General features: G+C 68.6%; 22 protein-coding genes. 11 read left to right on the forward strand and 11 right to left on the reverse strand.

The features are described from left to right. Positions 1 to 56: 56 nt before the first annotated feature. From rplM to AC1RS9_RS08135, 4 genes are all read left to right on the forward strand, one after another. Positions 57 to 506 carry a 50S ribosomal protein L13 gene (rplM, locus tag AC1RS9_RS08120; protein WP_006946227.1) on the forward strand — a complete coding sequence of 150 codons (450 nt, stop codon included), beginning with the start codon at positions 57 to 59 and terminating at the stop codon, positions 504 to 506. Positions 507 to 537: 31 nt separating this feature from the next. Continuing rightward, positions 538 to 1,047, forward strand: a complete 510-nt coding sequence (gene rpsI, locus AC1RS9_RS08125) for a 30S ribosomal protein S9 (protein ID WP_006946115.1) — start codon at positions 538 to 540, stop codon at positions 1,045 to 1,047. Positions 1,048 to 1,162: 115 nt separating this feature from the next. After that, the gene (gene glmM / locus AC1RS9_RS08130; protein ID WP_492921090.1) at positions 1,163 to 2,518 is read left to right on the forward strand and encodes a phosphoglucosamine mutase; all 1,356 of its coding nucleotides are present in this window, start codon (positions 1,163 to 1,165) and stop codon (positions 2,516 to 2,518) included. A 162-nt stretch (positions 2,519 to 2,680) separates the two neighbouring features. Next, the gene (locus AC1RS9_RS08135) at positions 2,681 to 3,865 is read left to right on the forward strand and encodes an aminotransferase class I/II-fold pyridoxal phosphate-dependent enzyme (RefSeq protein WP_459109566.1); all 1,185 of its coding nucleotides are present in this window, start codon (positions 2,681 to 2,683) and stop codon (positions 3,863 to 3,865) included. 140 nt (positions 3,866 to 4,005) lie between these two features. On the opposite strand, the gene AC1RS9_RS08140 is transcribed toward AC1RS9_RS08135, so the two are convergent. The 3 genes from AC1RS9_RS08140 to AC1RS9_RS08150 form a co-directional block, all read right to left on the reverse strand. Further along, positions 4,006 to 4,989 carry a malate dehydrogenase gene (locus tag AC1RS9_RS08140; protein WP_459109565.1) on the reverse strand — a complete coding sequence of 328 codons (984 nt, stop codon included), beginning with the start codon at positions 4,987 to 4,989 and terminating at the stop codon, positions 4,006 to 4,008. Between the two features lie 222 nt (positions 4,990 to 5,211). Then, the gene (locus tag AC1RS9_RS08145; protein ID WP_492921093.1) at positions 5,212 to 5,832 is read right to left on the reverse strand and encodes a carbonic anhydrase; all 621 of its coding nucleotides are present in this window, start codon (positions 5,830 to 5,832) and stop codon (positions 5,212 to 5,214) included. Between the two features lie 30 nt (positions 5,833 to 5,862). Then, positions 5,863 to 7,596: a fumarate hydratase gene (locus tag AC1RS9_RS08150; RefSeq protein ID WP_074045769.1), complete on the reverse strand. Its 1,734-nt coding sequence runs from the start codon at positions 7,594 to 7,596 to the stop codon at positions 5,863 to 5,865. 267 nt (positions 7,597 to 7,863) lie between these two features. Between AC1RS9_RS08150 and AC1RS9_RS08155 the strand changes: the two genes are divergently transcribed. The 4 genes from AC1RS9_RS08155 to AC1RS9_RS08170 are packed head-to-tail and all read left to right on the forward strand — an operon-like array spanning position 7,864 to position 12,310. Beyond that, positions 7,864 to 9,177, forward strand: coding sequence for an extracellular solute-binding protein (locus AC1RS9_RS08155; RefSeq protein WP_040014836.1), 1,314 nt, complete (start codon positions 7,864 to 7,866; stop codon positions 9,175 to 9,177). A 14-nt stretch (positions 9,178 to 9,191) separates the two neighbouring features. Continuing rightward, the gene (locus AC1RS9_RS08160) at positions 9,192 to 10,148 is read left to right on the forward strand and encodes a carbohydrate ABC transporter permease (RefSeq protein ID WP_006946255.1); all 957 of its coding nucleotides are present in this window, start codon (positions 9,192 to 9,194) and stop codon (positions 10,146 to 10,148) included. Beyond that, complete coding sequence (locus AC1RS9_RS08165) at positions 10,148 to 11,014, forward strand: carbohydrate ABC transporter permease (protein ID WP_006946055.1); 867 nt, start codon at positions 10,148 to 10,150, stop codon at positions 11,012 to 11,014. The genes AC1RS9_RS08160 and AC1RS9_RS08165 overlap by 1 nt, the downstream gene beginning before the upstream one ends. Before the next feature lie 27 nt (positions 11,015 to 11,041). After that, entirely contained in the window at positions 11,042 to 12,310 is a 1,269-nt protein-coding gene (locus AC1RS9_RS08170) for an ABC transporter ATP-binding protein (RefSeq protein WP_038567148.1), read from the forward strand. Positions 12,311 to 12,570: 260 nt separating this feature from the next. Here AC1RS9_RS08170 and AC1RS9_RS08175 read toward each other — a convergent pair whose 3' ends face one another. Together AC1RS9_RS08175 and glpX are read right to left on the reverse strand one after the other, a co-directional pair. Then, on the reverse strand, positions 12,571 to 13,503 hold the full coding sequence (locus AC1RS9_RS08175; protein WP_492921096.1) for a carbohydrate kinase family protein: 933 nt from the start codon (positions 13,501 to 13,503) through the stop codon (positions 12,571 to 12,573). 53 nt (positions 13,504 to 13,556) lie between these two features. Beyond that, positions 13,557 to 14,561, reverse strand: a complete 1,005-nt coding sequence (gene glpX, locus AC1RS9_RS08180; protein ID WP_006946101.1) for a class II fructose-bisphosphatase — start codon at positions 14,559 to 14,561, stop codon at positions 13,557 to 13,559. A 221-nt stretch (positions 14,562 to 14,782) separates the two neighbouring features. Here glpX and AC1RS9_RS08185 point away from each other — a divergent pair, with 221 nt between their 5' ends. Further along, the gene (locus AC1RS9_RS08185) at positions 14,783 to 15,310 is read left to right on the forward strand and encodes a DUF4245 family protein (protein WP_376745320.1); all 528 of its coding nucleotides are present in this window, start codon (positions 14,783 to 14,785) and stop codon (positions 15,308 to 15,310) included. A gap of 75 nt (positions 15,311 to 15,385) precedes the next feature. On the opposite strand, the gene AC1RS9_RS08190 is transcribed toward AC1RS9_RS08185, so the two are convergent. After that, positions 15,386 to 15,727, reverse strand: coding sequence for an exodeoxyribonuclease VII small subunit (locus tag AC1RS9_RS08190; RefSeq protein WP_131940643.1), 342 nt, complete (start codon positions 15,725 to 15,727; stop codon positions 15,386 to 15,388). Then, positions 15,724 to 17,157 (reverse strand): exodeoxyribonuclease VII large subunit, encoded by a 1,434-nt coding sequence (xseA, locus tag AC1RS9_RS08195; protein WP_131940645.1) that lies wholly within the window; start codon positions 17,155 to 17,157, stop codon positions 15,724 to 15,726. Before xseA ends, AC1RS9_RS08190 begins: the two co-directional genes overlap by 4 nt. A 164-nt stretch (positions 17,158 to 17,321) precedes the next feature. On the opposite strand from xseA, the gene AC1RS9_RS08200 reads away from it, so the two are divergent. Further along, positions 17,322 to 18,347, forward strand: a complete 1,026-nt coding sequence (locus AC1RS9_RS08200; RefSeq protein ID WP_115296505.1) for a 4-hydroxy-3-methylbut-2-enyl diphosphate reductase — start codon at positions 17,322 to 17,324, stop codon at positions 18,345 to 18,347. Positions 18,348 to 18,445: 98 nt separating this feature from the next. Here the strand turns inward: AC1RS9_RS08200 and AC1RS9_RS08205 are convergent, their stop codons facing one another. Next, positions 18,446 to 19,630, reverse strand: coding sequence for a DNA recombination protein RmuC (locus AC1RS9_RS08205; protein ID WP_038567159.1), 1,185 nt, complete (start codon positions 19,628 to 19,630; stop codon positions 18,446 to 18,448). Between the two features lie 115 nt (positions 19,631 to 19,745). Further along, positions 19,746 to 20,762, reverse strand: a complete 1,017-nt coding sequence (locus AC1RS9_RS08210) for a DUF389 domain-containing protein (RefSeq protein WP_062258639.1) — start codon at positions 20,760 to 20,762, stop codon at positions 19,746 to 19,748. An 84-nt stretch (positions 20,763 to 20,846) separates the two neighbouring features. Here AC1RS9_RS08210 and ychF point away from each other — a divergent pair, with 84 nt between their 5' ends. Continuing rightward, positions 20,847 to 21,920, forward strand: a complete 1,074-nt coding sequence (ychF, locus tag AC1RS9_RS08215; RefSeq protein WP_006946293.1) for a redox-regulated ATPase YchF — start codon at positions 20,847 to 20,849, stop codon at positions 21,918 to 21,920. Between the two features lie 97 nt (positions 21,921 to 22,017). On the opposite strand, the gene AC1RS9_RS08220 is transcribed toward ychF, so the two are convergent. Both AC1RS9_RS08220 and AC1RS9_RS08225 read right to left on the reverse strand, forming a co-directional pair. Then, the gene (locus AC1RS9_RS08220; protein WP_473956504.1) at positions 22,018 to 22,962 is read right to left on the reverse strand and encodes a DMT family transporter; all 945 of its coding nucleotides are present in this window, start codon (positions 22,960 to 22,962) and stop codon (positions 22,018 to 22,020) included. Further along, on the reverse strand, positions 22,959 to 23,525 hold the full coding sequence (locus AC1RS9_RS08225) for a TetR/AcrR family transcriptional regulator (RefSeq protein WP_006946191.1): 567 nt from the start codon (positions 23,523 to 23,525) through the stop codon (positions 22,959 to 22,961). The genes AC1RS9_RS08220 and AC1RS9_RS08225 overlap by 4 nt, the downstream gene beginning before the upstream one ends. Positions 23,526 to 23,674: the final 149 nt, after the last annotated feature.

The raw sequence follows: 23,674 nt of genomic DNA on the forward strand, positions 1-23,674 counted from the left end.
GGTGACCGCGCACGAAGTGGCCGCCCATCGTCAACGACAGAACGAAGGGAACGACCGTGCGTACGTTCACCCCCAACCAGGAGTCGGCTCAGGCTGACCGCACCTGGCACGTCATCGACGCCACCGACGTCGTTCTGGGTCGCCTCGCGTCCCAGACTGCATCGCTGCTGCGTGGCAAGCACAAGCCCACGTTTGCGCCGCACATCGACACCGGTGACTTCGTCATCATCATCAACGCCGACAAGGTCGCCCTCACCGGCGCCAAGCTCGAGAAGAAGAAGGCCTACCGTCACTCGGGCTTCCCCGGCGGTCTGACCTCGACCTCCTACACGGAGCTCATGGCGAAGGACCCGGAGAAGGCCGTCGAGAAGGCCGTCCGAGGCATGCTGCCCAAGACGAAGCTGGGCCGCGCCCAGATCGCCAAGCTCAAGGTGTACCGCGGTGCCGAACACCCGCACGCCGCGCAGCAGCCCAAGCCGTTCGAGATCACCCAGGTCGCGCAGTAATCGCGCGCGCTGCTGAATTCTTAGGAGAACCGTGGCAGACCAGAACGTTGAGCTCGACGTCCTCGAGACGGACGAGCCGCAGCTGACCGAATACACGAGCGAGTCGACCGGCCCCGTCGGCGAGAACGGCGAGGTTCGTCGCCCGTCCGCTTCCGCGCCCGGCGCCGCGACCGGCCGCCGCAAGCAGGCTATCGCCCGCGTCCGCATCGTCCCCGGTACGGGCGAGTGGAAGATCAACGGCCGCACCCTCGAGGAGTACTTCCCGAACAAGGTGCACCAGCAGATCGTCAACGAGCCCCTCACGGTGCTCGAGCTGGACGGTGCGTACGACGTCCTCGTGCGCGTGCACGGCGGTGGCCCCTCGGGCCAGGCCGGTGCCGTTCGCCTCGGCGTCGCCCGTTCGCTGAACGGCGTCGACGAAGAGCTGAACCGTCCGATCCTCAAGAAGGCCGGCTTCCTCACGCGTGACGCACGCGTTCCGGAGCGCAAGAAGGCCGGTCTCAAGAAGGCCCGCAAGGCGTCGCAGTTCAGCAAGCGCTGATCCACGCGCTGCACTGCTCGAATCGCTCCGTATCCGGCCCATGCGCCGGGTGCGGAGCGATTCGCGTACCGCCGCGTATTGTGGAGAGAGATTCCGAAGACCTCAGGAGGGGCACATGGGCCGCATGTTCGGCACTGACGGTGTGCGTGGCGTCGCCAACCAGGACGTCACGGCAGAGCTCGCACTCGGGCTGTCCGTCGCAGCAGCACGGGTACTCGTCGAGGCCGGGGAGGTCTCGGCCGATCACGAGCGTCCTGTCGCCGTCGTCGGACGCGACCCGCGCGCGTCGGGGGAGTTCCTCGGTGCGGCCACCGTCGCCGGGCTCGCGAGCGCGGGCGTCGACGTCTACGACGCGGGCGTGCTGCCGACGCCGGCCATCGCCTACCTGACGGCGACGATGAACGCCGACCTCGGCGCGATGCTGTCGGCCTCGCACAACGCGATGCCCGACAACGGCATCAAGTTCTTCAGCCGCGGCGGCCACAAGCTGCCCGACGCGCTCGAGGATGCGATCGAGGCGCACCTGCATGAGGAGTACGAGCGTCCGACGGGTGCGTCGGTCGGGCGTGTGCATTCCTACGCCGAGGGCGGTGAGAAGTACATCGGTCACCTGCTCGGCGCGCTTCCGCACCGCCTCGAGGGCCTCAAGATCGTCGTCGACTGCGCGCACGGCGCGGCCTCCGTCGTCGGGCCCGAGGTGTTCCGCCGCGCCGGCGCGGACGTCGTCGTCATCGGTGCCACGCCGGACGGGCTCAACATCAACGACGGCTACGGCTCGACGCACCTGGAGAAGCTGCAGGAAGCGGTCGTCGCGAATGGAGCCGACTTCGGTGTGGCCTTCGACGGTGACGCCGACCGCTGCCTCGCCGTCGACGGAACGGGTGCGGTGGTCGACGGTGACCAGATCATGGCGATCCTCGCGCTCGACCTCAAGGAGCGCGGCGTGCTCGCCGAGGACACGCTCGTCGCGACGGTCATGAGCAACCTCGGCATCATCAAGGCGATGGAGCGCGAGGGCATCACCGTCAAGCAGACCGGTGTCGGCGACCGCTACGTGCTCGAGGAGATGCGCCGCGGGCCGTACTCGCTCGGGGGCGAGCAGTCCGGGCACGTCATCGCACTCGACCACGGCACGACCGGTGACGGCGTGCTCACGGGCCTGCTCCTCGCTGCGCGCGTGGCCTCGAGTGGGCGCTCGCTCGCCCAGCTCGGCGCCGTCATGCAGCGGATGCCGCAGAAGCTCATCAACGTCAAGGGCGTCGACAAGTCGGCCGTCGATTCGCACGACGGCGTGCAGGCCGCTGTGCGCGCCGCCGAGAGCGACCTCGCCGGCGCCGGGCGCGTGCTGCTGCGCAAGTCGGGCACCGAACCGGTCGTGCGCGTCATGGTCGAGGCCGACACCGCCGAACGCGCGCAGGCCGTCGCGACGCACCTCGCCGACGTCGTCAAGCGCGAGCTGTCGATCGACTGAACTGCCGGCTGCGCGCTTTCGTCCTGCGCCCAGATGCACCCTGGTGCATCTGGGCGCAGTCGTGTGCCTCCCAGTCGTGTGGTGGCCCGGCGAGTTGTCGACGGGAGCTGACGGACAGCGCCGACGGCCGTCACGCGTGCGGGGTGTGTCACAGTGGCAGGCATGAGCCTGCCAGCCGCCCAGCCGAGTCGACGCAGCGACGTCGAGCCGTTCCACGTCATGGAGGTGCTCGCCGCGGCAGCGGAACGTCAGCGTACGCACGGCGACGTCATCAGCCTGTGCGCCGGCCAGCCCTCGACGGGCGCGCCGCGCGCAGCCCGGGAGGCGGCCGTCGCGGCGATCGAGGCCGATGCGCTCGGGTACACCGAGACGGTCGGCATCCGGCCGCTGCGTGAGGCGATCGCCGCGTATCACCGCGGCCTCGGCGTCGACGACGTGAGTGCTGACGACGTCGTCGTCACGACCGGGTCGTCGGGCGCGTTCACGCTGCTGTTCCTCGCTGCGTTCGACGGCGGCGACGAGGTGTGGATGACCCGCCCGGGCTACCCCGCCTACCGCAACACGCTGCGGGCGCTGGGGACGTCCGTCGTGGAGCTCGCGTGCGGCGCCGAGGTGCGCTACCAACCCACCGTCGCGATGCTCGAGGCGGAACGTGTCGCGCGCGGCGCCGCGCCGAAGGGGCTCGTCGTCGCGAGCCCCGCCAACCCGACGGGCACGATCATCGACGCTGACGAACTCGCAGCCATCGCGCGCTGGTGCGACGCGCACGGCGTGCTGCTCGTCAGCGACGAGATCTACCACGGCATCTCGTTCGGACGCGCGACGTCGAGCGCGTGGCAGACATCGCGCCAGGGCGCCGTCATCGGTTCCGTGTCGAAGTTCTCCTCGATGACGGGTTGGCGCGTCGGGTGGATGCTCGTGCCTGCGCACCTGCGCCGACGCGTCGCCATCCTTGCCTCGAATCTCACGATCTGCCCGCCGGCCGTGTCACAACATGCGGCGCTCGCGGCCCTCGGCGAGGCGGCACGCGGTGAGCTGGAGGAGCACGTCGAGACGTACCGGCGCAATCGTGAGTTGGTGCAGCGGCGCCTTCCAGAGATCGGGGTGACGACCTACGCGCCACCGGACGGCGCGTTCTACGCCTGGTGCGACGTCGCGCACCTCACCGACGACTCCGCGCGCTGGTGCGCCGACGTGCTCGCCGCGACGGGCGTCGCCATCACCCCCGGGATCGACTTCGACCCCGTCGACGGGCACCGGTTCATGCGGATGAGCCTCGCTGCCGCGAGCGATGAGCTCGACGAGGCGTTCGAGCGGATGGCGAGGTTCGTCGGTAGCTCGTCCTGACGCTGTGACGTCCTGCGGTTCACCAGTCGTGCCGGCTACGTCAGACGGCTCCGGTCGCTCGGGCCCTACTGTTCGTGGGATGCACGTCGGGGCGTCAGGAACCCCCTGGTCTCCTGACGCGCCGCCGCGAGTCGTTGGGCTCAGATGAGCCCGAGGGCTCGGACGGCGTCGCGCTCGCTCTCGAGCTCGGCGACGCTCACGTCGATGCGGGCGCGGCTGAACTCGTCGATCGTGAGGTCGGGAACGATCCGCCAGGCGCGCTCGGTGACGGTGACGGGGAAGCTCGACACGAGCCCCTCGGGCACGCCGTAGGAGCCCTCAGACGGCACGGCCATGGAGACGATCCGGTCGGTGCCGAGAGCCCAGTCTCGGGCGTGATCGATCGTCGCGCTCGCGGCGCTCGCCGCTGACGACGCGCCTCGGGCGTCGATGATCGCGGCGCCGCGCTTCGCGACCGTCGGGATGAAGACGTCGTTGAGCCAGGCGTCATCGCCCACCTCGAGGCGCGCGGCACGGCCATGGATCGCCGCGTGCGTGACGTCCGGGTACTGCGTCGCGCTGTGGTTGCCCCAGATGATGACGTCGTGGATGTCGGTGACGCTCGCACCCGTCTTCGCTGCGAGTTGGGCGACGGCGCGGTTCTGGTCGAGGCGGGTCAGCGCGCTGAAGCGCTCGTTCGGGATGTCCCGTGCCGCATGCATCGCGATGAGGCAGTTCGTGTTCGCGGGGTTGCCGGTGACGGTGACCTGCACGTCATCGGACGCCGAGTCGTTGAGCGCCTCACCCTGCGGGCCGAAGATCCGGCCGTTGACCTCGAGCAGATCACCGCGTTCCATGCCCGGGCCGCGCGGCTTAGCCCCGACGAGCAACGCGTGGGAGACGCCGTCGAACATGCGGCGCGCGTCGGAGCCGGTCTGCATGCCCGCGAGCAACGGGAACGCGCAGTCCTGCAGTTCCATGACGGTGCCCTCCAGCTTGCCGAGCGCTTCGTCGACCTCGAGCAGGCGCAGCTCGACGGGCTGGTCGGGGCCGAGCAGTTCACCCGCGGCGATGCGGAAGAGGAGGCTGTAACCAATGGCGCCAGCGGCTCCGCTGACGGCGACGCGAACGGCGGGCTTGGGCATGACGGCTCATTTCGTCGGCGGGTTCTCGGACGAGACCTCGGGTCACCACTGACGGTAGGCCGAGCCGGCCCGCCGCGTCAGGGCCGAACGTCCGTGCGGGCCCTCCCGAGGCCCCGGAGTGTGCGAGTGGCCCGGGAGGGGCGCACAGCAGCCTGTGCGTGCCGCGACATCAGGCGTGCCGCCACCCGCTGGGGGTGGCGGCATGGCGACAGCGGCGGACGATCAGGCCGTGATGTCACCCAGGGTGCCGACGACGTGCGCCTCGCCCTCACCGATGTCGTAGTGCACGGCGACGACGGCGAGCCGGCCGGCGTCGATGCGATCACGGATCAGCTGACTGCGCTGGGGGAGGAGCTCGCTCGTCGCCCGGGCATGCTCGGCCTCGAACTGCTCGCCGGTCGTCAGCCCGTGCTTGCGCCCGTGCAGGATCGACGGCATGACGCGCTCGATGATCGTGTGGAGGTACCCCGGCGGCATGTCGCCGGTCTCCTCGGCGGCGAGCGTCGCGTTGATGGCGCCGCAGCTCTTGTGCGCGAGCACGACGACGAGCGGTGCGCGCAGCACCTCGGTGCCGAACTCGATCGAGCCGAGCACGCTGGGGTCAAGCACGTGGCCCGCGGTGCGCACGACGAACAGATCGCCGAGGCCCTGGTCGAAGATCATCTCGGCCGGCACGCGGGAGTCGCCGCACCCGAAGATGACGGCCTGGGGTGCCTGCCCGGCGACGAGCTCGCGCCGGCGCTCGCCGTCACTGTGCGGGCGGTGCGTCGTGCCGGAGACGAAGCGTCGGTTGCCCTCGACGAGGGTGTCCCAGGCCTGCTGCGGCGTGAGGGTGCTGCTCATGGTGGTTCCTTGGTGATGACGTCGGCGCCGTCAGCTCAGGCCGGGGCGGGTGGTGATGGTCATGGCGGTGGGCTTCGCCGTGGCGGCGAAGAAGTCGTTGCCCTTGTCGTCGACGACGATGAACGCGGGGAAGTTCTCGACCTCGATCTTCCACACGGCCTCCATGCCGAGCTCAGGGTATTCGAGCACCTCGACCTTCTTGATGCAGTCGAGGGCGAGACGCGCGGCCGGGCCGCCGATCGAGCCGAGGTAGAACCCGCCGTACTCCTGGCAGGCCTCCGTCACCTGGGCGCTGCGGTTGCCCTTGGCGAGCATCACCATCGAGCCGCCGGCGGCCTGGAACTGCTTGACGTACGAATCCATGCGCCCGGCCGTCGTCGGCCCGAACGAACCGGACGCCATGCCCTCCGGCGTCTTCGCGGGGCCTGCGTAGTAGACCGGGTGGTCCTTGAGGTACTGCGGCATCTCCTCGCCGGCGTCGAGGCGCTCCTTGATCTTCGCGTGCGCGATGTCGCGCGCGACGACGAGCGTCCCCGTCAGCGAAAGGCGAGTCTTGACGGGATGCTTGCTCAGCTCGGCGCGGATCTCGTCCATCGGGCGGCTCAGGTCGATGTCGACGGCGGCGCCCTTGCCGGTCGAGCCCGCGCCGGTTGCCTCGTCGCCGCTCTCGATGAGGTGCGCCTCGGTGACGTCGGGCAGGAACTGCGCCGGGTCGGTCTCGAGCTGCTCGATGAACACGCCCTCGCGCGTGATCTTGCCGAGCACCTGACGGTCGGCCGAGCAGCTGACGGCGATCGCGACGGGCAGCGACGCGCCGTGGCGCGGGAGGCGGACGACGCGCACGTCGTGACAGAAGTACTTGCCGCCGAACTGCGCGCCGATGCCGAAGTTGCGCGTCAGTTCGAGGATCTGCTCCTCGAGCTCCGGGTCGCGGAAGCCGTGGCCGGTGGCGGCGTCACCGGACGTCGGCAGCTCGTCGAGGTACTTCGCGCTCGCGTACTTCGCGGTCTTGAGCGCGAACTCGGCGCTCGTGCCGCCGATGACGACGGCGAGGTGGTACGGCGGGCACGCGGCGGTGCCGAGGCTGCGCAGCTTCTCGTCGAGGAACTCGAGCATGCGCTTGGGGTTGAGGATCGCCTTCGTCTCCTGGTACAGGAACGACTTGTTGGCGCTGCCGCCGCCCTTGGCCATGAAGAGGAACTTGTAGGTGGTCTCGTGGCCCGGCTGGCTGTCGGCGTAGATCTCGATCTGCGCGGGCAGGTTCGAGCCGGTGTTCTTCTCGTCCCACATCGTCAGCGGCGCCATCTGGCTGTAGCGCAGATTGAGTTTCGTGTACGCGTCGTAGACGCCCTTCGCGAGCGACGCCTCGTCGGGAGCGGGGTCGTGCTCGTCACGCGCGACGAGCACCTGCGAACCCTTCTTGCCCATGACGATCGCCGTGCCCGTGTCCTGACACATCGGCAGGACGCCCGCCGCCGCGATGTTCGCGTTCTTGAGCAGGTCGAGCGCGACGAACTTGTCGTTGTTGCTCGCCTCGGGATCGTCGAGGATCTTGCGCAGCTGCGCGAGGTGAGACGTACGCAGGTAGTGCGCGATGTCGTGCATCGCGGTGGCCGACAACGTCTCCAGGGCCGAGGGGTCGACCTCGAGGAAGGTGCGCCCGCCGGGGCCCTCGAGCGTGCGCACCCCGTCGCTCGTCAGCTTGCGGTAGGTGGTCGTGTCCTCGCCGGTGGGCAGCAGGTCGGAGTACGCGAAATCAGCCATGCGTGGAGACTATCGGAGCGCGACGCGGCTGCGGCCCGACGAGCCGGCGGCGCCGCCGTCAGGGCATGCGCGGGTGGGGTGTGAATGCGGACGAAAATCGCAGATGTGCACGCAGATCGCAGGAGGGGAGGGGGAACGTAGCACCCCTGATCGCGCGGTCGGGTAACGGCTCAATAACCGTTTGGTCTCCATGGCGGCGCGGGTATGGCGCCCATCACAGCGTGCGTGGATGATGAGTTGTCGATTAACAAGGATGGAGCGGTGTTCATGAACACATCCAAGTCACGCAGGCGAGTGGCTGCCGCAGCATCGATGGCGATGCTCGCGACGACCGCGCTCGCCGGGTGCGGTGGCGACAGCGGGGGCGGCACGCCCACGCTGACCTGGTACATCAACCCGGACGTCGGCAACTCCGACGCCTCCAAGGGTGGCCAGGCCACACTCGCCGCGAACTGCACGAAGGCCTCCGGCGGCAAGTACAAGATCAAGGTCGAGCTGCTGCCGAACTCGGCCTCCGACCAGCGCACGCAGCTGCTGCGTCGCCTCGCCGCGGGCGACAGCTCGATGGACCTCATGAGCACCGACCCGGCGTTCGTCACCGAGTTCGCTGCTGCGGGCTACCTCGCGCCCGTGCCGGAGTCGATGCAGAAGAACTTCACGGAGGACCGCGTCCAGAGCTCCATCGACGCCTCGATGTACAAGGGCAAGCTGACGTCCGTGCCGTTCTGGGCGAACACGCAGCTGCTCTGGTACAAGAAGTCGGTCGCGCAGAAGGCCGGTCTCGACATGAGCAAGCCGGTGACGTGGGATCAGGTCATCGACGCCGCGAAGAAGACGAAGACGAACGTCGGCGTCCAGGGCAAGCTCTACGAGGGCTACGCCGTGTGGATCAACGCGCTCGTCGCGGGCGGCGGCGGCAAGATCGTCGAGGACCCGAGTGCGACGTACGAGAACATCAAGCTCGGCCTCGACTCGGACGCCGGCAAGAAGGCCGCGTCGATCATCAACAAGGTCGCGACGTCGGGCGTCGGCGGCCCCGCGATCGGTTCGTCCGACGAGACGGCGTCGCTGACGCTGTTCCAGTCGCCGAGCGGCGGTTTCCTCGTCAACTGGCCCTACTCCTACGGTGCCATCCAGAAGGCCGCGCCGAAGGTGGCCGAGGACGTGGCGGCCGCGGTCTACCCGCGCACCGACGCCTCGCACGACGCCGCGCCTCCGTTCGGTGGTATCCAGCTCGCCGTCGGCAAGAACTCGAAGCACACCGACCTCGCCTACCAGGCGGCGGAGTGCATCACGAACGAGAAGAACACGACGGCGTACATGGTTGCCTCGGGCAACCCGAGCAGCCGCAAGGCCTCGTACGACTCGGCGGACGTCAAGAAGGCCTTCCCGAACGGGATCGCCGCCCAGATCCGCACCTCGCTGGACAAGGCCGTGCCGCGTCCGCTCTCGCCCTACTGGGGTGACATCTCCGGGGCTCTGCAGCAGCAGTTCTCGCCGCCGTCGAAGGTGACGCCGAACACTCCGGCCGAGGCCCAGAAGTTCATCCTCGACGTCCTGAAGGGGAAGGCCCTGCTGTGAGTACCGCTGCATCCATGGAGAAGAGTGCGGCCACCGGTGTCGCAACGGGGGCGAAGCGCAAGAAGGCGCCGCTCTCCGATCGCGCACGCGCCGAGCGCAACCTCGGGTGGAAGCTCGCGGGGCCGGCGTTCGTCGTCATGTGTCTCGTGACGCTGTACCCGATCCTCAACGCGCTGTACCTGTCGTTCTTCAAGTACCGCCTCACCGACCCGGCGGGCAAGAAGTTCGTGTGGTTCCAGAACTACGCCTCCGCGCTCAAGGACTCGCTGTTCTGGAACGCCATGGGCACGACGCTCATCATCACGATCGTCACGGTCGTCGTCGAGCTGATCCTCGGCTTCGCCATCGCGATGCTCATGAACAAGATCGTCATGCCACGACGCACGCTGCGCACCGTCGTCCTGCTGCCGTACGCGATCATCACGGTCGTCTCCGCGTTCGCGTGGAAGTTCGGCTTCGACGTCAGCACCGGCTTCGTCAACCACTGGCTGCACACCCTGACGTTCGGCTCGTTCCCGCTCGACTACGACTGGTTCGGTCAGCGGGGCAGCTCGCTGTTCGTCATCTGCCTGTCGGAGATCTGGAAGACGACGCCGTTCATGTCACTGCTGCTGCTGACGGGCCTCGCACAGGTCGACTCCTCGATGGAGGAGGCCGCCAAGGTCGACGGCGCCACCTGGTGGCAGCGCCTCACGAAGGTGATCCTGCCGAACATGAAGGCCGCCATCATGGTCGCCCTGCTGTTCCGCACGCTCGACGCCTTCCGCATCTTCGACAACCCGTACGTCATGACCGGCGGCGCCAATGACACGACGAGCCTTTCGATGCTCGTCTCCCGTGAGGCGATCGATCGCGTGGAGATCGGCATGGGCTCCGCCCTCGCCGTCATCCTCTTCCTCTGCGTGCTCATCATCGCGGCGATCTTCGTCAAGGGCTTCAAGGTCGACCTCGCTGCCGGGAGGAACAACTGATGGAAACCAACGTCTCGAACAAGGCCAAGTGGGGGATGTTCGGTTTCGCCATCCCCGTCATGATCTGGACGCTGCTGCCGCTCGTGTGGATCTTCGCGCTGTCGCTCAAGAGCGACGCCGCCCTCACGGACACGACGGGCAAGGAGAACAGCTTCGGCAACTTCTTCCCGACGCACCCGAGCTGGGACAACTACGAGTTGATCCTCAAGGGCGGGGCGTCCGACCTGTTCATGCCGGCGCTGTGGCACTCGATCGTGGTGTCGCTGCTCGCCACGCTGATCTCTGTCATCCTCGCGACGTTCTGCGCCTACGCGATCGCCCGCCTCGACTTCCCGGGCAAGAAGATGATCCTGACGATGGCGCTCGCCGTCTCGTTCTTCCCCGTCATCGCGATGGTGACGCCGCTGTTCAACATGTGGCGTCAGATCGGGCTGTTCGACACGATCCCCGGCCTCGTCATCCCGTACCTCGCGCTGACGCTGCCGCTGGCGATCTGGACACTGTCCGCTTTCTTCCAGCAGATCCCGTGGGAGATGGAGCAGGCCGCCCAGGTCGACGGTGCGACGTCGTGGCAGGCGTTCCGCAAGGTCATCGCGCCGCTCGCCGGCCCGGGTGTCTTCACGACGGCCATCATCACGTTCTTCACGGCGTGGAACGACTTCGTGTTCGCCATCTCGCTGACGTCGGGCAACGCCCGCACGGTGCCCGCCGCGCTGAGCTTCTTCACCGGCGCCAGCCAGTTCACGCAGCCGACGGGCGCCATCGCCGCGGCCGCCGTCATCGTGACGATCCCCGTCATCATCCTCGTCCTGATCTTCCAGCGTCGGATCGTCTCCGGCCTCACCTCCGGCGCCGTCAAGGGCTGACGCCCGCCTCTTTAGGAGAGACACCTCATGTCCAGCATCCAGCTCAAGAACATCGTCAAGAAGTACGGCGACGGATTCCCGGCCGTCAACGACGTCAGCCTCGACATCGCCGACGGCGAGTTCATGATCCTCGTCGGCCCGTCCGGCTGCGGTAAGTCGACGCTGCTGCGCATGGTCGTCGGCCTCGAGGACATCACCTCCGGTGACCTCGAGATCAACGGCACGCGCGTCAACGACCTCGCACCGCGCGACCGCAACCTCGCGATGGTGTTCCAGAACTACGCCCTCTACCCGCACCTGACGGTGTTCGAGAACATCGCGTTCCCGCTGCGGCTCAACAAGGGCAAGGTGAGCGATGACGAGATCCAGCGCAAGGTGCGCGAGGCGAGCAAGATGCTCGAACTCGACGAGCACCTCGAGCGCAAGCCCGGCAACCTCTCCGGTGGTCAGCGTCAGCGTGTCGCGATGGGCCGCGCGATCGTCCGCGACGCCGACGCGTTCCTGTTCGACGAGCCGCTGTCGAACCTCGACGCCAAGCTGCGCGGGCAGATGCGGACGGAGATCGCGCGCATGCAGCGTCGCCTCGGCATCACGACGATCTACGTCACGCACGACCAGACCGAGGCCATGACGCTCGGTGACCGCGTCGCCGTGCTGAAGAAGGGCGTGCTGCAGCAGTGCGCGAGCCCGCGCGAGCTGTACGAACAGCCCGCCAACCTCTTCGTCGCGGGCTTCATCGGCTCGCCGCCGATGAACTTCGTACCCGCACGCGTTGAGGGCACCACGCTGCGTCTGCCGTTCGCGACCGTGCCGATGACGGAGCAGCTTGCCCGCGACGTCGCGGGCAAGGACATCGTCATCGTCGGCATCCGCCCCGAGTACATCAAGGACGCCGAGGTCAACCCGGTCCCCGGTGGCGCGACGTTCAAGGCCGTCGTCGACCAGACGGAGTGGCTCGGCAACGAGCAGTACGCCTACATCCCGTTCGAGCAGGACCCGGCCGCGAAGCAGCACCTCGACGCGCTCGAGAAGGACCTCGACGGTGAGGGCGCTCGCAGCCAGCTCGTCGTCAACCTCGACGCTCGCTCGCAGATCTTCGAGGGCGACGAGGTCGAGTTCGCGTTCGACCCGGCACACATGCACGTGTTCGACCCGGAATCGGGCCACAACTACACGCGCAACGAGGAGAAGGCCACCCAGATCGCGGCGAACTCGGAGAAGCAGCGCAAGGCCGCGCTGCAGCGTGCCAAGGAGCGTGACGCCCGCGGCGCCATCTCCGGAGGAACGGACGTCTGAGCGTTTGATGTGAGCCTCATGCTCGGGTTCACCCCGAGCATCGGTTGAGGTCACGCTCCAGTAGAGGTCGAGGGCCCGCATCGGTGACGATGCGGGCCCTCGTGCTGTGTTCGTGCGGCATCCGAATACTGCGCGGTGGGGCTGCGTTGCAAGGACGCTGCCCTCGCAAGGACGGTGCTCGGCATGGCTGTGCTGTGTCGCCGTCGGGCCGTGGTTGTGCGCCGGGTGCACTGGCGCAAGCGTCGAGACCTGGTGCGAGCTCAGAGGCCGGCGATCTCCTCACGCGTGGGCGGGTTCGAGCCTGCGCGCGTCACCGTCGTCGAGGATGTGGCGATGGCGCGCGCGAGGGCGGGGCGCACGTCGTCCTCGCGGGCGTGCGCGAGGCGCTGACGGGCCTCGACACCGCCGAGCAGCCCGAGGTCGAGCAGCCCCGAGATGAGCCCTGACATGAACGAGTCGCCGGCGCCGACGGTGTCGGCGACCTCGACGGAGCGCCCGGCCACCTCGAAGGTGCCGCTCTCGGCGAGGCGGACGTGCGCTCCGTCACCGCCGCGGGTGATGATGACGAGTCGCGGCCCGAGGCCGGCCCACAACTCGGCGACCTCCTCGACGCTGCGGCCCGGGTAGAGCCACTGCGCGTCCTCGTCGGAGGACTTGATGACATCGACGTACCCGCAGAACTGCTCGACGCGCTCGCGCTCGTCGTCGGGGCTGCCCATGAGGGAGGGGCGCACGTTCGGGTCGAACGACGTCGTCGCGGACGCGTGAGCGGCCTTCAAAGCCTCGAAGACCGACGCGGAGCCCGGGGTGAGCGAGGCGCCGATCGAGCCGGTGTGGACGTGCGCGACATCCGTCGGCAGGCCCGTGACCGCCGGCCAGTCGATGGCGAAGTCGTACGTTGCGGCGCCGTCGTCATCGAGGTGGGCCTGAGCTGTCGACGTGGCGTCGAGGTCGAAGCTCGCGACCGTCAGCTCGACGCCCTCGTCGGTGAGCAGGCGCTGGATGCGGTGACCCCGCTCGTCCTCGCCGAGGTGCGTGGCGAGGACGGCGGGGTGGCCGAGGCGCGACAGCCCGACCGCGACGTTGAGCGGGCTGCCACCGACGTGTTCCGCGCTCTCGCCGTCGCGAGGATGGACGACGTCGATGAGGGCCTCACCGATGACGAGCGTGGTGGCGGTACTGGGCTGGGTCATGCGTCGGCTCCTGGCGTCTCGTCGCCGCGGCCGGCGTCATGCGCTGCCCCGACTTACTGGTACTGCTCCGAAGCGTATTCAGCCACCTTGCTCAGGCGGTGCTCGGCCTCGATGGTTCGTACGGTACCGCTCTTGCTGCGCATGACGAGCGAGCTCGTCGTGCAGCCGTTCTCGCGGTAGCGCACACCCTTGAGCAGTTCACCGTCGGTGATGCCCGTCGCGACGAAGAAGCAATTGTCGCCGCGGACGAGGTCGTTCGTCGTCAGCACACGATTGACGTCGTGGCCCGCGTCGAGGGCGCGCTGCTTCTCCTCGTCGTCCTTCGGCGCGAGACGGCCCTGGATGACGCCGCCGATGCACTTGATCGCGCACGCGGTGATGATGCCCTCAGGCGTGCCGCCGATGCCGAGCAACAGGTCGACACCCGTGTTGGGGCGGGCAGCCATGATGGCGCCGGCGACGTCGCCGTCGGAGATGAACTTGATGCGCGCGCCGGCGTCGCGGATCTCCTGCGCGAGCGGCTCATGGCGCGGGCGATCGAGCAGCACGACCGTGACGCCGTTGTTCGTCGTGTTCTTCGCCTTCGCGATGCGGCGGATGTTCTCGGCGACGGGCAGGCGGATGTCGACGACGTCCGCGGCCTCGGGGCCGGTGACGAGCTTGTCCATGTAGAACACGGCACTCGGGTCGTACATCGAGCCGCGCTCGCTGACGGCGAGGACGGAGACGGCGTTCGGCATGCCCTTCGCCGTCAGCGTCGTGCCGTCGATCGGGTCGACGGCGACGTCGACGTCAGGGCCCGTGCCGTCGCCCACCTGCTCACCGTTGAACAGCATCGGGGCCTCGTCCTTCTCGCCCTCGCCGATGACGACGGTGCCGTTCATGCTCACCGTCGAGATGAGGGTGCGCATCGCCTCGACGGCGGCGCCGTCCGCGAGGTTCTTCTCACCGCGACCGACCCAGGGGCCGGCGGCCATGGCGGCTGACTCGGTGACGCGCACGAGTTCGAGCGCCAGGTTGCGGTCGGGGATCTGGTAGGTGGGCAGCTTCGATGTCACGGTCGGTGTCTCCTCGATGTCGCACTGGTGTGGCGGCTGGCTCCCGCGGTGCTCGAGGCGGCGTGGCCGGGGCGGCGGGCCGCCCCGGTTTCCGCTGACGCAGGTGCGTCGGCGAACATGGGGGAGTGAGTACCCCGCACGAGAAGGCCACGACCACCGAGCCGACACAGCCTGCGTCAGCGCCGGCCATGCCCCCGCCCCCTCCGCCGAAGCGGCGCGGGATGCAGGGAAACGCCAAGAGCATGGTCCTGTCCATGATCGCTTGTATCGCCGGCTGTTTGGTGATTTTGGCCCTCATTCCTCGTCAGGGGGCCACGAAACTGCCCACCGTGCAGGCGTCACAGATCGCGCGCGAGGTGTCGTCGACGAAGCACTGGGACGTCGCCGTCGCCGACGGGCTCGGTTCGCCGTGGCGTGCCGTCAACGTCGCGATCGTGCCGGGCGACAAGGATCACGCGGAGCGTTGGCGCGCGGGCTATCAGGGTGACGGTGAGGACTACGTCTCGATCCAGCAGCGCAAGGACGGCGGCGCGGCGTGGATCAAGGACGTTGCATCCGGCTCTGATGCCGGCAGCGTCGACCTCGGGGGCGTGAGCTGGCGCAAGGTCGAGATGCAGTCGGGCCAGAAGGGGCTCGTGCGCTCGCAGCCGCTCGCCGGGCTCGACACCGTCGTCACCGGCAAGGGCTCGTGGGCCCAGTTGCAGCAGATCGCCACGGCGGCCAAGCCGTACAGCCAGATCGCGAAGTGAGCGAACGCGAGCGTCGGGAACGCTGAACTCGGACGCGCTCAGGCCGGGCGCGCGTAGTGCCCGGCGCGCGGCGCGTCAGGCTCGTTCGCTGCCGTTCTCTCGGCGCGCGACGGCTTCTTCGATGCGCGACTGTGCCCCGTCGAGCCACCGCGTGCAGTGATCGGCGAGGGCCTCGCCGCGCTCCCACAGCCGCATGCTCTCCTCGAGCGGCGCGCGACCACCTTCGAGCGTCGTGACGATCTGGGCGAGCTCGTCGCGAGCCTGTTCGTAACCCATGCTCGCGATGTCGGCGTTTGTGGCATCGGTCGCGCTCGCGGGCACGGTGCCAGGGGTGCCGGCCTGGGCGGCATCGGTCGAGTCGTGGTTCATGACGTCCTCGGACGCCTCGTTCGCGGGTGCCTCGTGCGTGTCGCTCATGCGTCGTCCTCGGTGGTCTCGGATCGGGTGGTGGGCGTCGCATCGTCAGCCGTCGCCGGTGCATTCTTCTTCTTGGCCTTCGGGGCATCGGACGCGCTTCCCTGCGTCGCTTTCTTAGACGATGCAGCCGTGCGCGCCTTCGTTGTCGCAGGCGTCCCCGCTCGGCGCGTCCGCGGTTTGCCGCTGTAGGGCGTGACGGCGAAGTTGCCCTGCGACACGGTCACCTTGAGGATGTCGTCGACGCTGACGTCGTCGCGAGCCATGACGAGGGAGCCATCGGCGTGCTGGACGACGGCGTACCCGCGATCGAGGGTCTTCTGCGGGGACAGGGCGATCACCTGGGCGCGCCCGTGAGCGATCTGGTCGCGCGCGCGGGTGAGACGTTGCCGCATCGCGTAGGCGCTGCGGTTCGTGAGGCGGTCGACCTCGTCGCGTTGCTGGGTGACGAGGGTGCCCGGTTCGCGCAGCACGGGCCGCCCGACGAGGGAGTTGAGGTGGCGCCGTTCGGCGGCGAAGCGGCCGCGCAGGCCTTGGCTGAGCCGCGTGCGGTGTTGCGCGAGGGCGGCCTGTTCGGCGGCCAGATCCGGTACGACGAGCTTGGCGGCGTCCGTCGGGGTCGAGGCGCGTCGGTCGGCGACGTGATCGAGCAGCGGCGTGTCGACGTCGTGCCCGATGGCGCTGACGACGGGAGTGCGCGCGGCGCTGACGGCCCGCACGAGCGTCTCGTTGCTGAACCCGAGCAGGTCCTCGAAGGAGCCGCCGCCGCGCGCGATGACGATGACGTCGACGTGGTCGAGACCGTCGAGTTCGCGCAGGGCGCCGCTGACGGCGGTGACGCAGTCGGGGCCCTGGACGGGAACGTGGCGGATCTCGAAGTGGGCGGCCGGCCAGCGGCGTCGCGCGTTCTCGACGACGTCGTTCTCGGCTGCGCCCTCACGCCCGGTGATGAGCCCGATGACGCGGGGCAGGAACGGCAGCGGCCGTTTGCGGTCGGGGGCGAACAGGCCCTCTGCGGCGAGCGTGCGCTTGAGCTGTTCGAGGCGCAGGAGCAGTTCGCCCTCGCCGACGGGCCGCATCGTGCGGCCCTCCATCATGAGGCTGCCGCGCTTCGTCCAGAACGTCGGTTTGGCGTGCACGACGACGCGCGCCCCTTCACGAACCGCGGGGCCCATCGCGTTGAGCGTGTTCGTCGGAACGGTGAGGGAGAGGGACATGTCGACGTCGGCGTCCCGCAGCGTCAAATACGCCGTGCGGGCGCGGATGTTGAGTTGCACGATCTGCCCCTCGACCCACAGCGGCGACATGCGATCGACGTACTGCGCGATCTTCATGCTGAGCACGCGCACCGGCCACGGCTGCTCGGCGGTCGTGTCGCCCGCGAGGGCCGGAAGGCCCGCCGGCGTGCCCGTGCCTGGGGGTGTGCTCGTCACGGGGCAACTCTACGGGGGCGAGGCGCCACGCTCGGGTGCGAAGGACGAATGCGGCGGTGAGGTGCGCTCTGCGGGAGCGAACAGTCTGCGGCGCTCGCGTTCGCGACCCCACGACGCGTGATGCCGCTCCCACTCGCTCGGCCTCGGAGGCCGTGGTCGTTACGATGGTGGGCGTGGATACCCAGACGAAGCGAGTTCTCCTGGCCGCGCCGCGCGGATACTGCGCGGGCGTGGATCGGGCCGTCATCACCGTCGAGAAGGCTCTCGACCTCTACGGCCCGCCGGTGTACGTGCGCAAGGAGATCGTCCACAACAAGCATGTCGTGACGACGCTCGAGAAACGCGGCGCGATCTTCGTCGACGAGACCGACCAGGTGCCTGAGGGCGCGACCGTCATCTTCTCTGCGCACGGGGTCGCTCCCGTCGTTCACGAGGAGGCGAAGGCGTTGAGCCTCAAGACGATCGACGCCACATGCCCGCTCGTCACGAAGGTGCACCGCGAGGCCACGCGCTTCGCGAGCCAGGACTACGACATCCTGCTCATCGGGCACGAGGGGCACGAGGAGGTCGTCGGCACTGCGGGTGAGGCGCCCGAGCACATCACGCTCGTCGACGGGCCCGACGATGTCGTCAACGTCGAGGTGCGCGACCCGGAGCGCGTCGTGTGGTTGTCGCAGACGACGCTGAGCGTCGACGAGACGATGGAGACGGTGCGCCGGTTGCGCGAGAAGTTTCCGCACCTGCAGGATCCGCCGAGCGACGACATCTGCTATGCGACGCAGAACCGTCAGCTCGCCGTCAAGCAGATGGCGCCCGAGTGCGACCTCATGATCGTCGTCGGCTCGCGCAACTCGTCGAACTCGGTCCGTCTCGTCGAGGTGGCGCTGGAGCACGGTTCGCGCGCCGGGCACCTCGTGGACTACGCCGATGAGCTCGACGAGGCATGGCTCGACGGGGTCACGACCGTCGGTGTGACCTCGGGGGCATCGGTGCCGGAGATCCTCGTGCGGGGCGTGCTCGACTACCTCGCCGCCCGCGGCTATGAGGACGTCAAGCCGATCGTCGCCGCCGAGGAGAGCCTGCTGTTCGCGCTGCCCAACGAACTGCGCCGTGACCTCAAGGCGCGCGGCATGTCCGACTCGATGCGCGGCGGCGAGCAGGTCGTTCAGGGCGCCGACTCGCTTCACTGAGACATGCCGCCACGCTGACGCGTGCGGGCGCCGGGCCCTCGCTCCGTGTCGGAGCGGGGGCCTTCGACATCCCATCCAGCATGCCCGGCCGCGCACCGTCAGCCCCGCTCGTCCGAGGGGTTGCCCGGCGCGGGTTCGGCGAGCACGGGCTCGAGCAGCGCCTCGTGGGTGAGTGGGCGCGGCGTCACGTCGAGGGGCGCGACGCCACGCGGCGGGGTGGCGGAGACGTCGAGGTCGTGCATCCGGCGCGCGGTGACGAGCACGCGGCTCTCGAGCGAGCCGACGAACAGGTTGTACGCCTCGACGCTGCGTCGCAACGAGCCGCCGAGATCGTGGGTGTGCTTGGCGAGCACTCCGATGCGGTCGTAGAGCTCGCGGCCGAGCGTCAGCAGCTCACGCGCGTTCTCCTCGAGCGTCGCCTGCTGCCACATCGCGCTGACGCTGCGCATCGTCGCGATGAGGGTGCTCGGCGAGGCGAGCACGACGTGACGCTCCATCGCCTCCTCGAGCAAACCGGGGTCGGCATTGAGCGCGGACGCGAGAATGGCGTCGCCCGGCACGAAGCAGATGACGAACGCGGGCGCCTGCGGCAGTGCCGTCCAGTAACGCTTCGAGGCGAGCGTGTCGACGTGCGAGCGCAGCTGCTTGGCGTGGCGCCCCAACGCGGCGCTGCGGGCGCGTTCGTCGAGGTCCGCCTCCTGCGCCGCGAGGAACGCACTCAGCGGCGCCTTGGCATCGATGACGAGCGAACGCTCGCCCGGCAGATGGACGACGACGTCGGGGCGCACGTCGTCACCGGTGTCGTTGCGCCCGCGCCACTGCTCGTCGAAGTCGCAGCGACGCAGCATGCCCGACAGCTCGAGGATGCGCCGCAACTGCGATTCGCCCCACTGCCCGCGCACGCTCGAGGCGTTGAGCGAACCGGCCAGCGATGAGGTCTCGCGCCGCAGCTCGTCCGTCGTGGCAGTGACGCGGCGCAGGGCGACGTCGACAGAGCTGAACTGCTCGACACGGTCGCGTTCCAGCGTCGCGACCTGGCGCTCGACGCGGCTCAGGGCGTCACGCAGGGGCCCCAGAAGGGCGGCCGTCTGCGCGTCGTCGCTCACCGTCGCCTCGAGGTCGACGATGCGTTCACGCAGCACGTCGCGCTCGGCCTGCGCCGCGGCGAGCTGTGCGACGTCGTCCGTCGGGGTCACGGCCGTGCGTCGCAGGGCGACCCACATGGCGAGGGCTCCGAGGGCGAGGCCGGCGACGAACGTCACGAAGATGGCTGTTGTCTGCACGGGTGAAACTCAAGCATCTGCCGCCGACAACCCCGGAACGGCGCGGTTTGTCGGTGCGCTGCGTGTGCGGTGGAGGTGCCAGGTCGGTGCCTGTCACCACCGTGCGGTGGCGGGGTCAGTGCTCCCGTGTGGCGACCGCGGCGGGTGAGGTCGGGCTCGGCCCGAGTTGCGCGCGTAGCCACCGTTCGGAGGAACGGTGGCGCATGGCGTCGCTGAGGTGGCGCCAGACGAGGCGTTGCACGACGAGCGTCAGCACGCCCGCGATGATCATTCCGGCCAGGTTCATCCCGAGCTGCGCGGCGGATCCGGTGATCTCGGCCGCGTCGAAGATGGCGAGGCCGAGGGCGAGGTTTCCGGCGGCGGGCACCGTCGTGACGGAGATGAAGACGCCCACCATGGCGCTCGTCTTGTCGGTCGCCAGGGCGAGCACCCCGGCCGTGCCGGCGAGCAGCGCCACGATGAACGACCACAGGTCGGGGCGCCAGATGAAGCCCGTCTGAGGGCGGGGGCGTGTGACGTCGGCGGCCGAGACGACGTCGAGCGAGGCCGCGAGCAGTGCGGCGAGCATGATGACGACGATGGCGAACGCGAACGTCCACAGCAGGGTGGCGGCGCTGCGTGCGGCGAGGCGCCAACGTCCGAGGGCGATGCCGGTGCAGATCGCGGCGATGACGGCGAACTCGGGCCCGACGACCATCGCGCCGACGACGAGGACGGCCGAGTCGGTGATGACGGCGATGCTCGCGAGGGCCGTTGCGATGCAGAGGAACACGAGGTAGGTCGCCGTCGGTGAGCTCGCCTTCTCTGCCTCTCGTTCGACGAGGTGCCAGATCACGGCGTCGTCCGGGTCGCCGTGCGCGGCTTCTTCGACGTCGTGCGCGGCGTCGAACGGGGTGCCGAGGGGTTGGCCGATGACGATGCCGCCGCGGTGGCCGAGGCCGACGGCGTTGAGGTCGTCGAGGACGGCGGTGGCGGCTTCGCGGGCGACGTCGGCTTCGAAGACGTCGCCGGCCGGTTTGAGGGACGCGCCGCGCAGGTGGGTGAGGTTGGTGAGGCGGGCGTCGTCGCTCAGGGTGTCGCGGACGGCGTCGGTGAGGTCCGTCGGCACGTTGAGACGCAGGTGCACGAGCATGGCGTCATTGTGTCAGCGCCGCTGATGTCGAAGGCGTCCGTCGGATGAAGCCGGCGCGGGCGGTGGCACGTAGACTCTTCTCTCGTGGCTCTTACCATCGGAATCGTCGGTCTCCCCAACGTCGGCAAGTCGACCATGTTCAACGCTCTGACGAAGAACAACGTGCTCGCTGCCAACTATCCCTTCGCAACGATCGAGCCGAACGTCGGTGTCGTGCCGTTGCCGGATCCGCGGTTGAAGAAGCTCGCGGAGATCTTCGGTTCGGCGGCGATCCTGCCGGCGACGGTGTCGTTCGTCGACATCGCGGGCATCGTCAAGGGTGCGTCCGAGGGGGAGGGGCTGGGGAACAAGTTCCTCGCCAACATTCGTGAGGCGGACGCGATCTGCCAGGTCGTGCGCGCGTTCGTCGATGACGACGTGCACCATGTCGACGGCAAGGTGTCGCCGAGTTCGGATCTGGAGACGATCAACACCGAGCTGATCCTCGCCGATCTGCAGACGCTGGAGAAGGCTGTGCCGCGTCTGGAGAAGGAGGTCAAGGGCAAGAAGACCGAGAAGTCGGTCTATGACGCTGCCCTGGCCGCGCAGAAGGTGCTCGAGGAGGGCAAGACGCTGAGCTCCGTCGGTTTCGACACGAGCGAGATCCGCGAGCTCGGGCTGCTGACGGCGAAGCCGTTCATCTATGTGTTCAACGTCGACGAGTCGCAGCTGACGGACGAGGCGTTCCAGGCCGAGATGCAGGCGCTCGTCGCGCCGGCGGAGGCGATCTTCCTCAATGCGCAGCTCGAGTCCGAGGTCGCCGAGCTCGACGAGGACGACGCGAAGGAGCTGCTCGAGTCGGTCGGTATCACCGAGCCGGGCCTGGAGCAGCTCGCGCACAAGGGTTTCAACACGCTCGGGCTGCAGACGTATCTGACGGCCGGGCCGAAGGAGACGCGCGCCTGGACGATCGGCAAGGGCTGGACGGCGCCCATGGCCGCCGGCGTCATCCACACCGACTTCCAGAAGGGCTTCATCAAGGCTGAGATCATCTCATTCGACGATCTCGTCGAGTGTGGTTCGGTGGCCGAGGCTCGCGCGAAGGGCAAGGCCCGCATGGAAGGCAAGGACTACGTCATGCAGGACGGCGACGTGGTGGAATTTAGATTTGCGCTTTAGCCTCTCCACAGAGCTATTTGGGCCGCACCAAGTGATTTGATCCCGGTCCTGGGCGGATCTCCAGGTCTTGCCCGACGTCTATCTCAGGCCGACTGATTCAGACTTCCTGACCTATCGGGAGCTCGCTAGAACGCGACGGTTCGGCGGCACGCGCCTGTGTCGCAGGTGCGAGCGAGAGGACCAGGAGCGAGGCGCAGATGCCCGCCAGTCCAACCCAGCCGAGGGCGGGGAGGCGCTCACCGACGATGACCACCGCCAGGAGGGCGGCGATTGCGGGTTCAGCGAGGGTGAGCGTTGTCGCGGCGCTTGGAGTGACGCGCGTGAGGCCGTACCCGAAGAGCAGATAGCCCAGGAACATCGGGACCATTGCCATGTAGAGCCCGACCATCATGGGCTGGGCGGAAGCGATGAGTGGTGCGCCGGTGAGCATGAGTACGGGCATCAGCGCAATGCCGCCCAGACCGAAGACAGCGCCCATCGCTGCCGCGCGCCCGACGCCGCGGTTCATGAGGCGGTGAGCGCTCCACGAGTACATGGCGTAGGTTGCGCCAGCAACCAGGCCGAGGATGACGCCGGCGACCGTGGGGAGCGTCTCGCTCGGCGAGTCGTGCATCTTCGCAGCGCACAGTACTGCGCTGCCCGCGATGCCGAGCGCTACGGCGAGCATCCACCAGCCGCTGAGTCTGCGTCGCTCGATCACTCGTTCCAGAAGGCCCGAGGCGATGGGGGCAGAGCCGAGGGACACAACAGTGCCGACCGCGACGCCAGCCAGATGCATCGAGCTGTAGAAGGCCAGCGGGTAGATCAGCACGGCTGCGGCTCCGACGAGCACTGTCCCACGTTGCGAAGACAGTGCGGGTCGTTCCCGGCGGAGCGAGGGGGCCGCGATGGCTGCCTGCAGGATCCCGCCGATGCCGAGCGCGGCCGCGCCCATGGCCAGCGGGCCGACTGTCGGTGCGAACGTCGCCGCAGTCCCCGTGGTACCCCACAGGAGGGCGGCGGCGAGCACCGCGAAGATGCCGGTGGGGGAGCCTCGCTTCACAGTGCGGCCAGCATCCGCGATGCGATGGCTCGGGCGTGCTCCAGGCGCGCCGGGGTGCCCTCGAGACCTGCCCGTGCGACGGCTCCTTCGAGGAGGAAGCTGAAGTGCTCGGCCAGCTCCAGCGCCTCGGCGTCGGTGGCCATGACTTCCAGGTTCTCGACGAGAATCCGCTCCACCTGCTCCTTGTGCGCGCGCACGGCCGAGCGAGCAGGGTGTCCGGCCGGGAACTCGGCGGCCGCATTGAGCAGCCCGCATCCCCGGAAGCCCTTGCCGTAGGCATCGTTCGCGTGGTCGATGTAGGCGTCGAACACTGCCAGCACTCGGTCTGCTGCCGTAGACGCCTTCACCGCACGTGCCTGGTGGAGGCCGAGCCACTCCTCGTGGCGGGAATCGATATAAGCGCTGACGAGCTCTGCCTTGGACGAGAAGTTGTTGTAGAGGCTCTTCTTCGCGACCCCGGCCTCAGAAGTGATCGTGTCGATCCCTGTCGCGTGCACGCCGTCCTCGTAGAAGCGTCTCGCTGCGGCATCGAGCAGCCGCTCTCGCGCTGATCCTTGATTCATGTCGCCCTCCGGTAGTAGGTAGGTCAGTCTACCTACTACCGAGAGTTGTCTCAATCTCTGTGCGCTTGGATGCTTACGAGCACGGGCGCGAGGTCCTAACAGCATGCGTGAGCCCGAGATGGGGATCGTTCTTCGCGACTGGGCTGTGG

Source organism: Dermacoccus sp. MPR-E5 (genome assembly GCF_058809565.1).

Excerpts from the sequence above, each read along its gene's own strand:
- AC1RS9_RS08150 (WP_074045769.1), bottom strand. The coding sequence starts at position 7,596 with ATGGCTGATTTCGCGTACTCCGACCTGCTGCCCACCGGCGAGGACACG.
- AC1RS9_RS08185 (WP_376745320.1), top strand. The coding sequence starts at position 14,783 with ATGCAGGGAAACGCCAAGAGCATGGTCCTGTCCATGATCGCTTGTATC.
- AC1RS9_RS08200 (WP_115296505.1), top strand. The coding sequence starts at position 17,322 with ATGGTGGGCGTGGATACCCAGACGAAGCGAGTTCTCCTGGCCGCGCCG.
- glmM (WP_492921090.1), top strand. The coding sequence starts at position 1,163 with ATGGGCCGCATGTTCGGCACTGACGGTGTGCGTGGCGTCGCCAACCAG.
- AC1RS9_RS08170 (WP_038567148.1), top strand. The coding sequence starts at position 11,042 with ATGTCCAGCATCCAGCTCAAGAACATCGTCAAGAAGTACGGCGACGGA.
- AC1RS9_RS08145 (WP_492921093.1), bottom strand. The coding sequence starts at position 5,832 with ATGAGCAGCACCCTCACGCCGCAGCAGGCCTGGGACACCCTCGTCGAG.
- AC1RS9_RS08155 (WP_040014836.1), top strand. The coding sequence starts at position 7,864 with ATGAACACATCCAAGTCACGCAGGCGAGTGGCTGCCGCAGCATCGATG.
- AC1RS9_RS08165 (WP_006946055.1), top strand. The coding sequence starts at position 10,148 with ATGGAAACCAACGTCTCGAACAAGGCCAAGTGGGGGATGTTCGGTTTC.
- AC1RS9_RS08140 (WP_459109565.1), bottom strand. The coding sequence starts at position 4,989 with ATGCCCAAGCCCGCCGTTCGCGTCGCCGTCAGCGGAGCCGCTGGCGCC.
- AC1RS9_RS08175 (WP_492921096.1), bottom strand. The coding sequence starts at position 13,503 with ATGACCCAGCCCAGTACCGCCACCACGCTCGTCATCGGTGAGGCCCTC.
- AC1RS9_RS08190 (WP_131940643.1), bottom strand. The coding sequence starts at position 15,727 with ATGAGCGACACGCACGAGGCACCCGCGAACGAGGCGTCCGAGGACGTC.
- AC1RS9_RS08210 (WP_062258639.1), bottom strand. The coding sequence starts at position 20,762 with ATGCTCGTGCACCTGCGTCTCAACGTGCCGACGGACCTCACCGACGCC.
- AC1RS9_RS08135 (WP_459109566.1), top strand. The coding sequence starts at position 2,681 with ATGAGCCTGCCAGCCGCCCAGCCGAGTCGACGCAGCGACGTCGAGCCG.
- AC1RS9_RS08225 (WP_006946191.1), bottom strand. The coding sequence starts at position 23,525 with ATGAATCAAGGATCAGCGCGAGAGCGGCTGCTCGATGCCGCAGCGAGA.
- AC1RS9_RS08160 (WP_006946255.1), top strand. The coding sequence starts at position 9,192 with ATGGAGAAGAGTGCGGCCACCGGTGTCGCAACGGGGGCGAAGCGCAAG.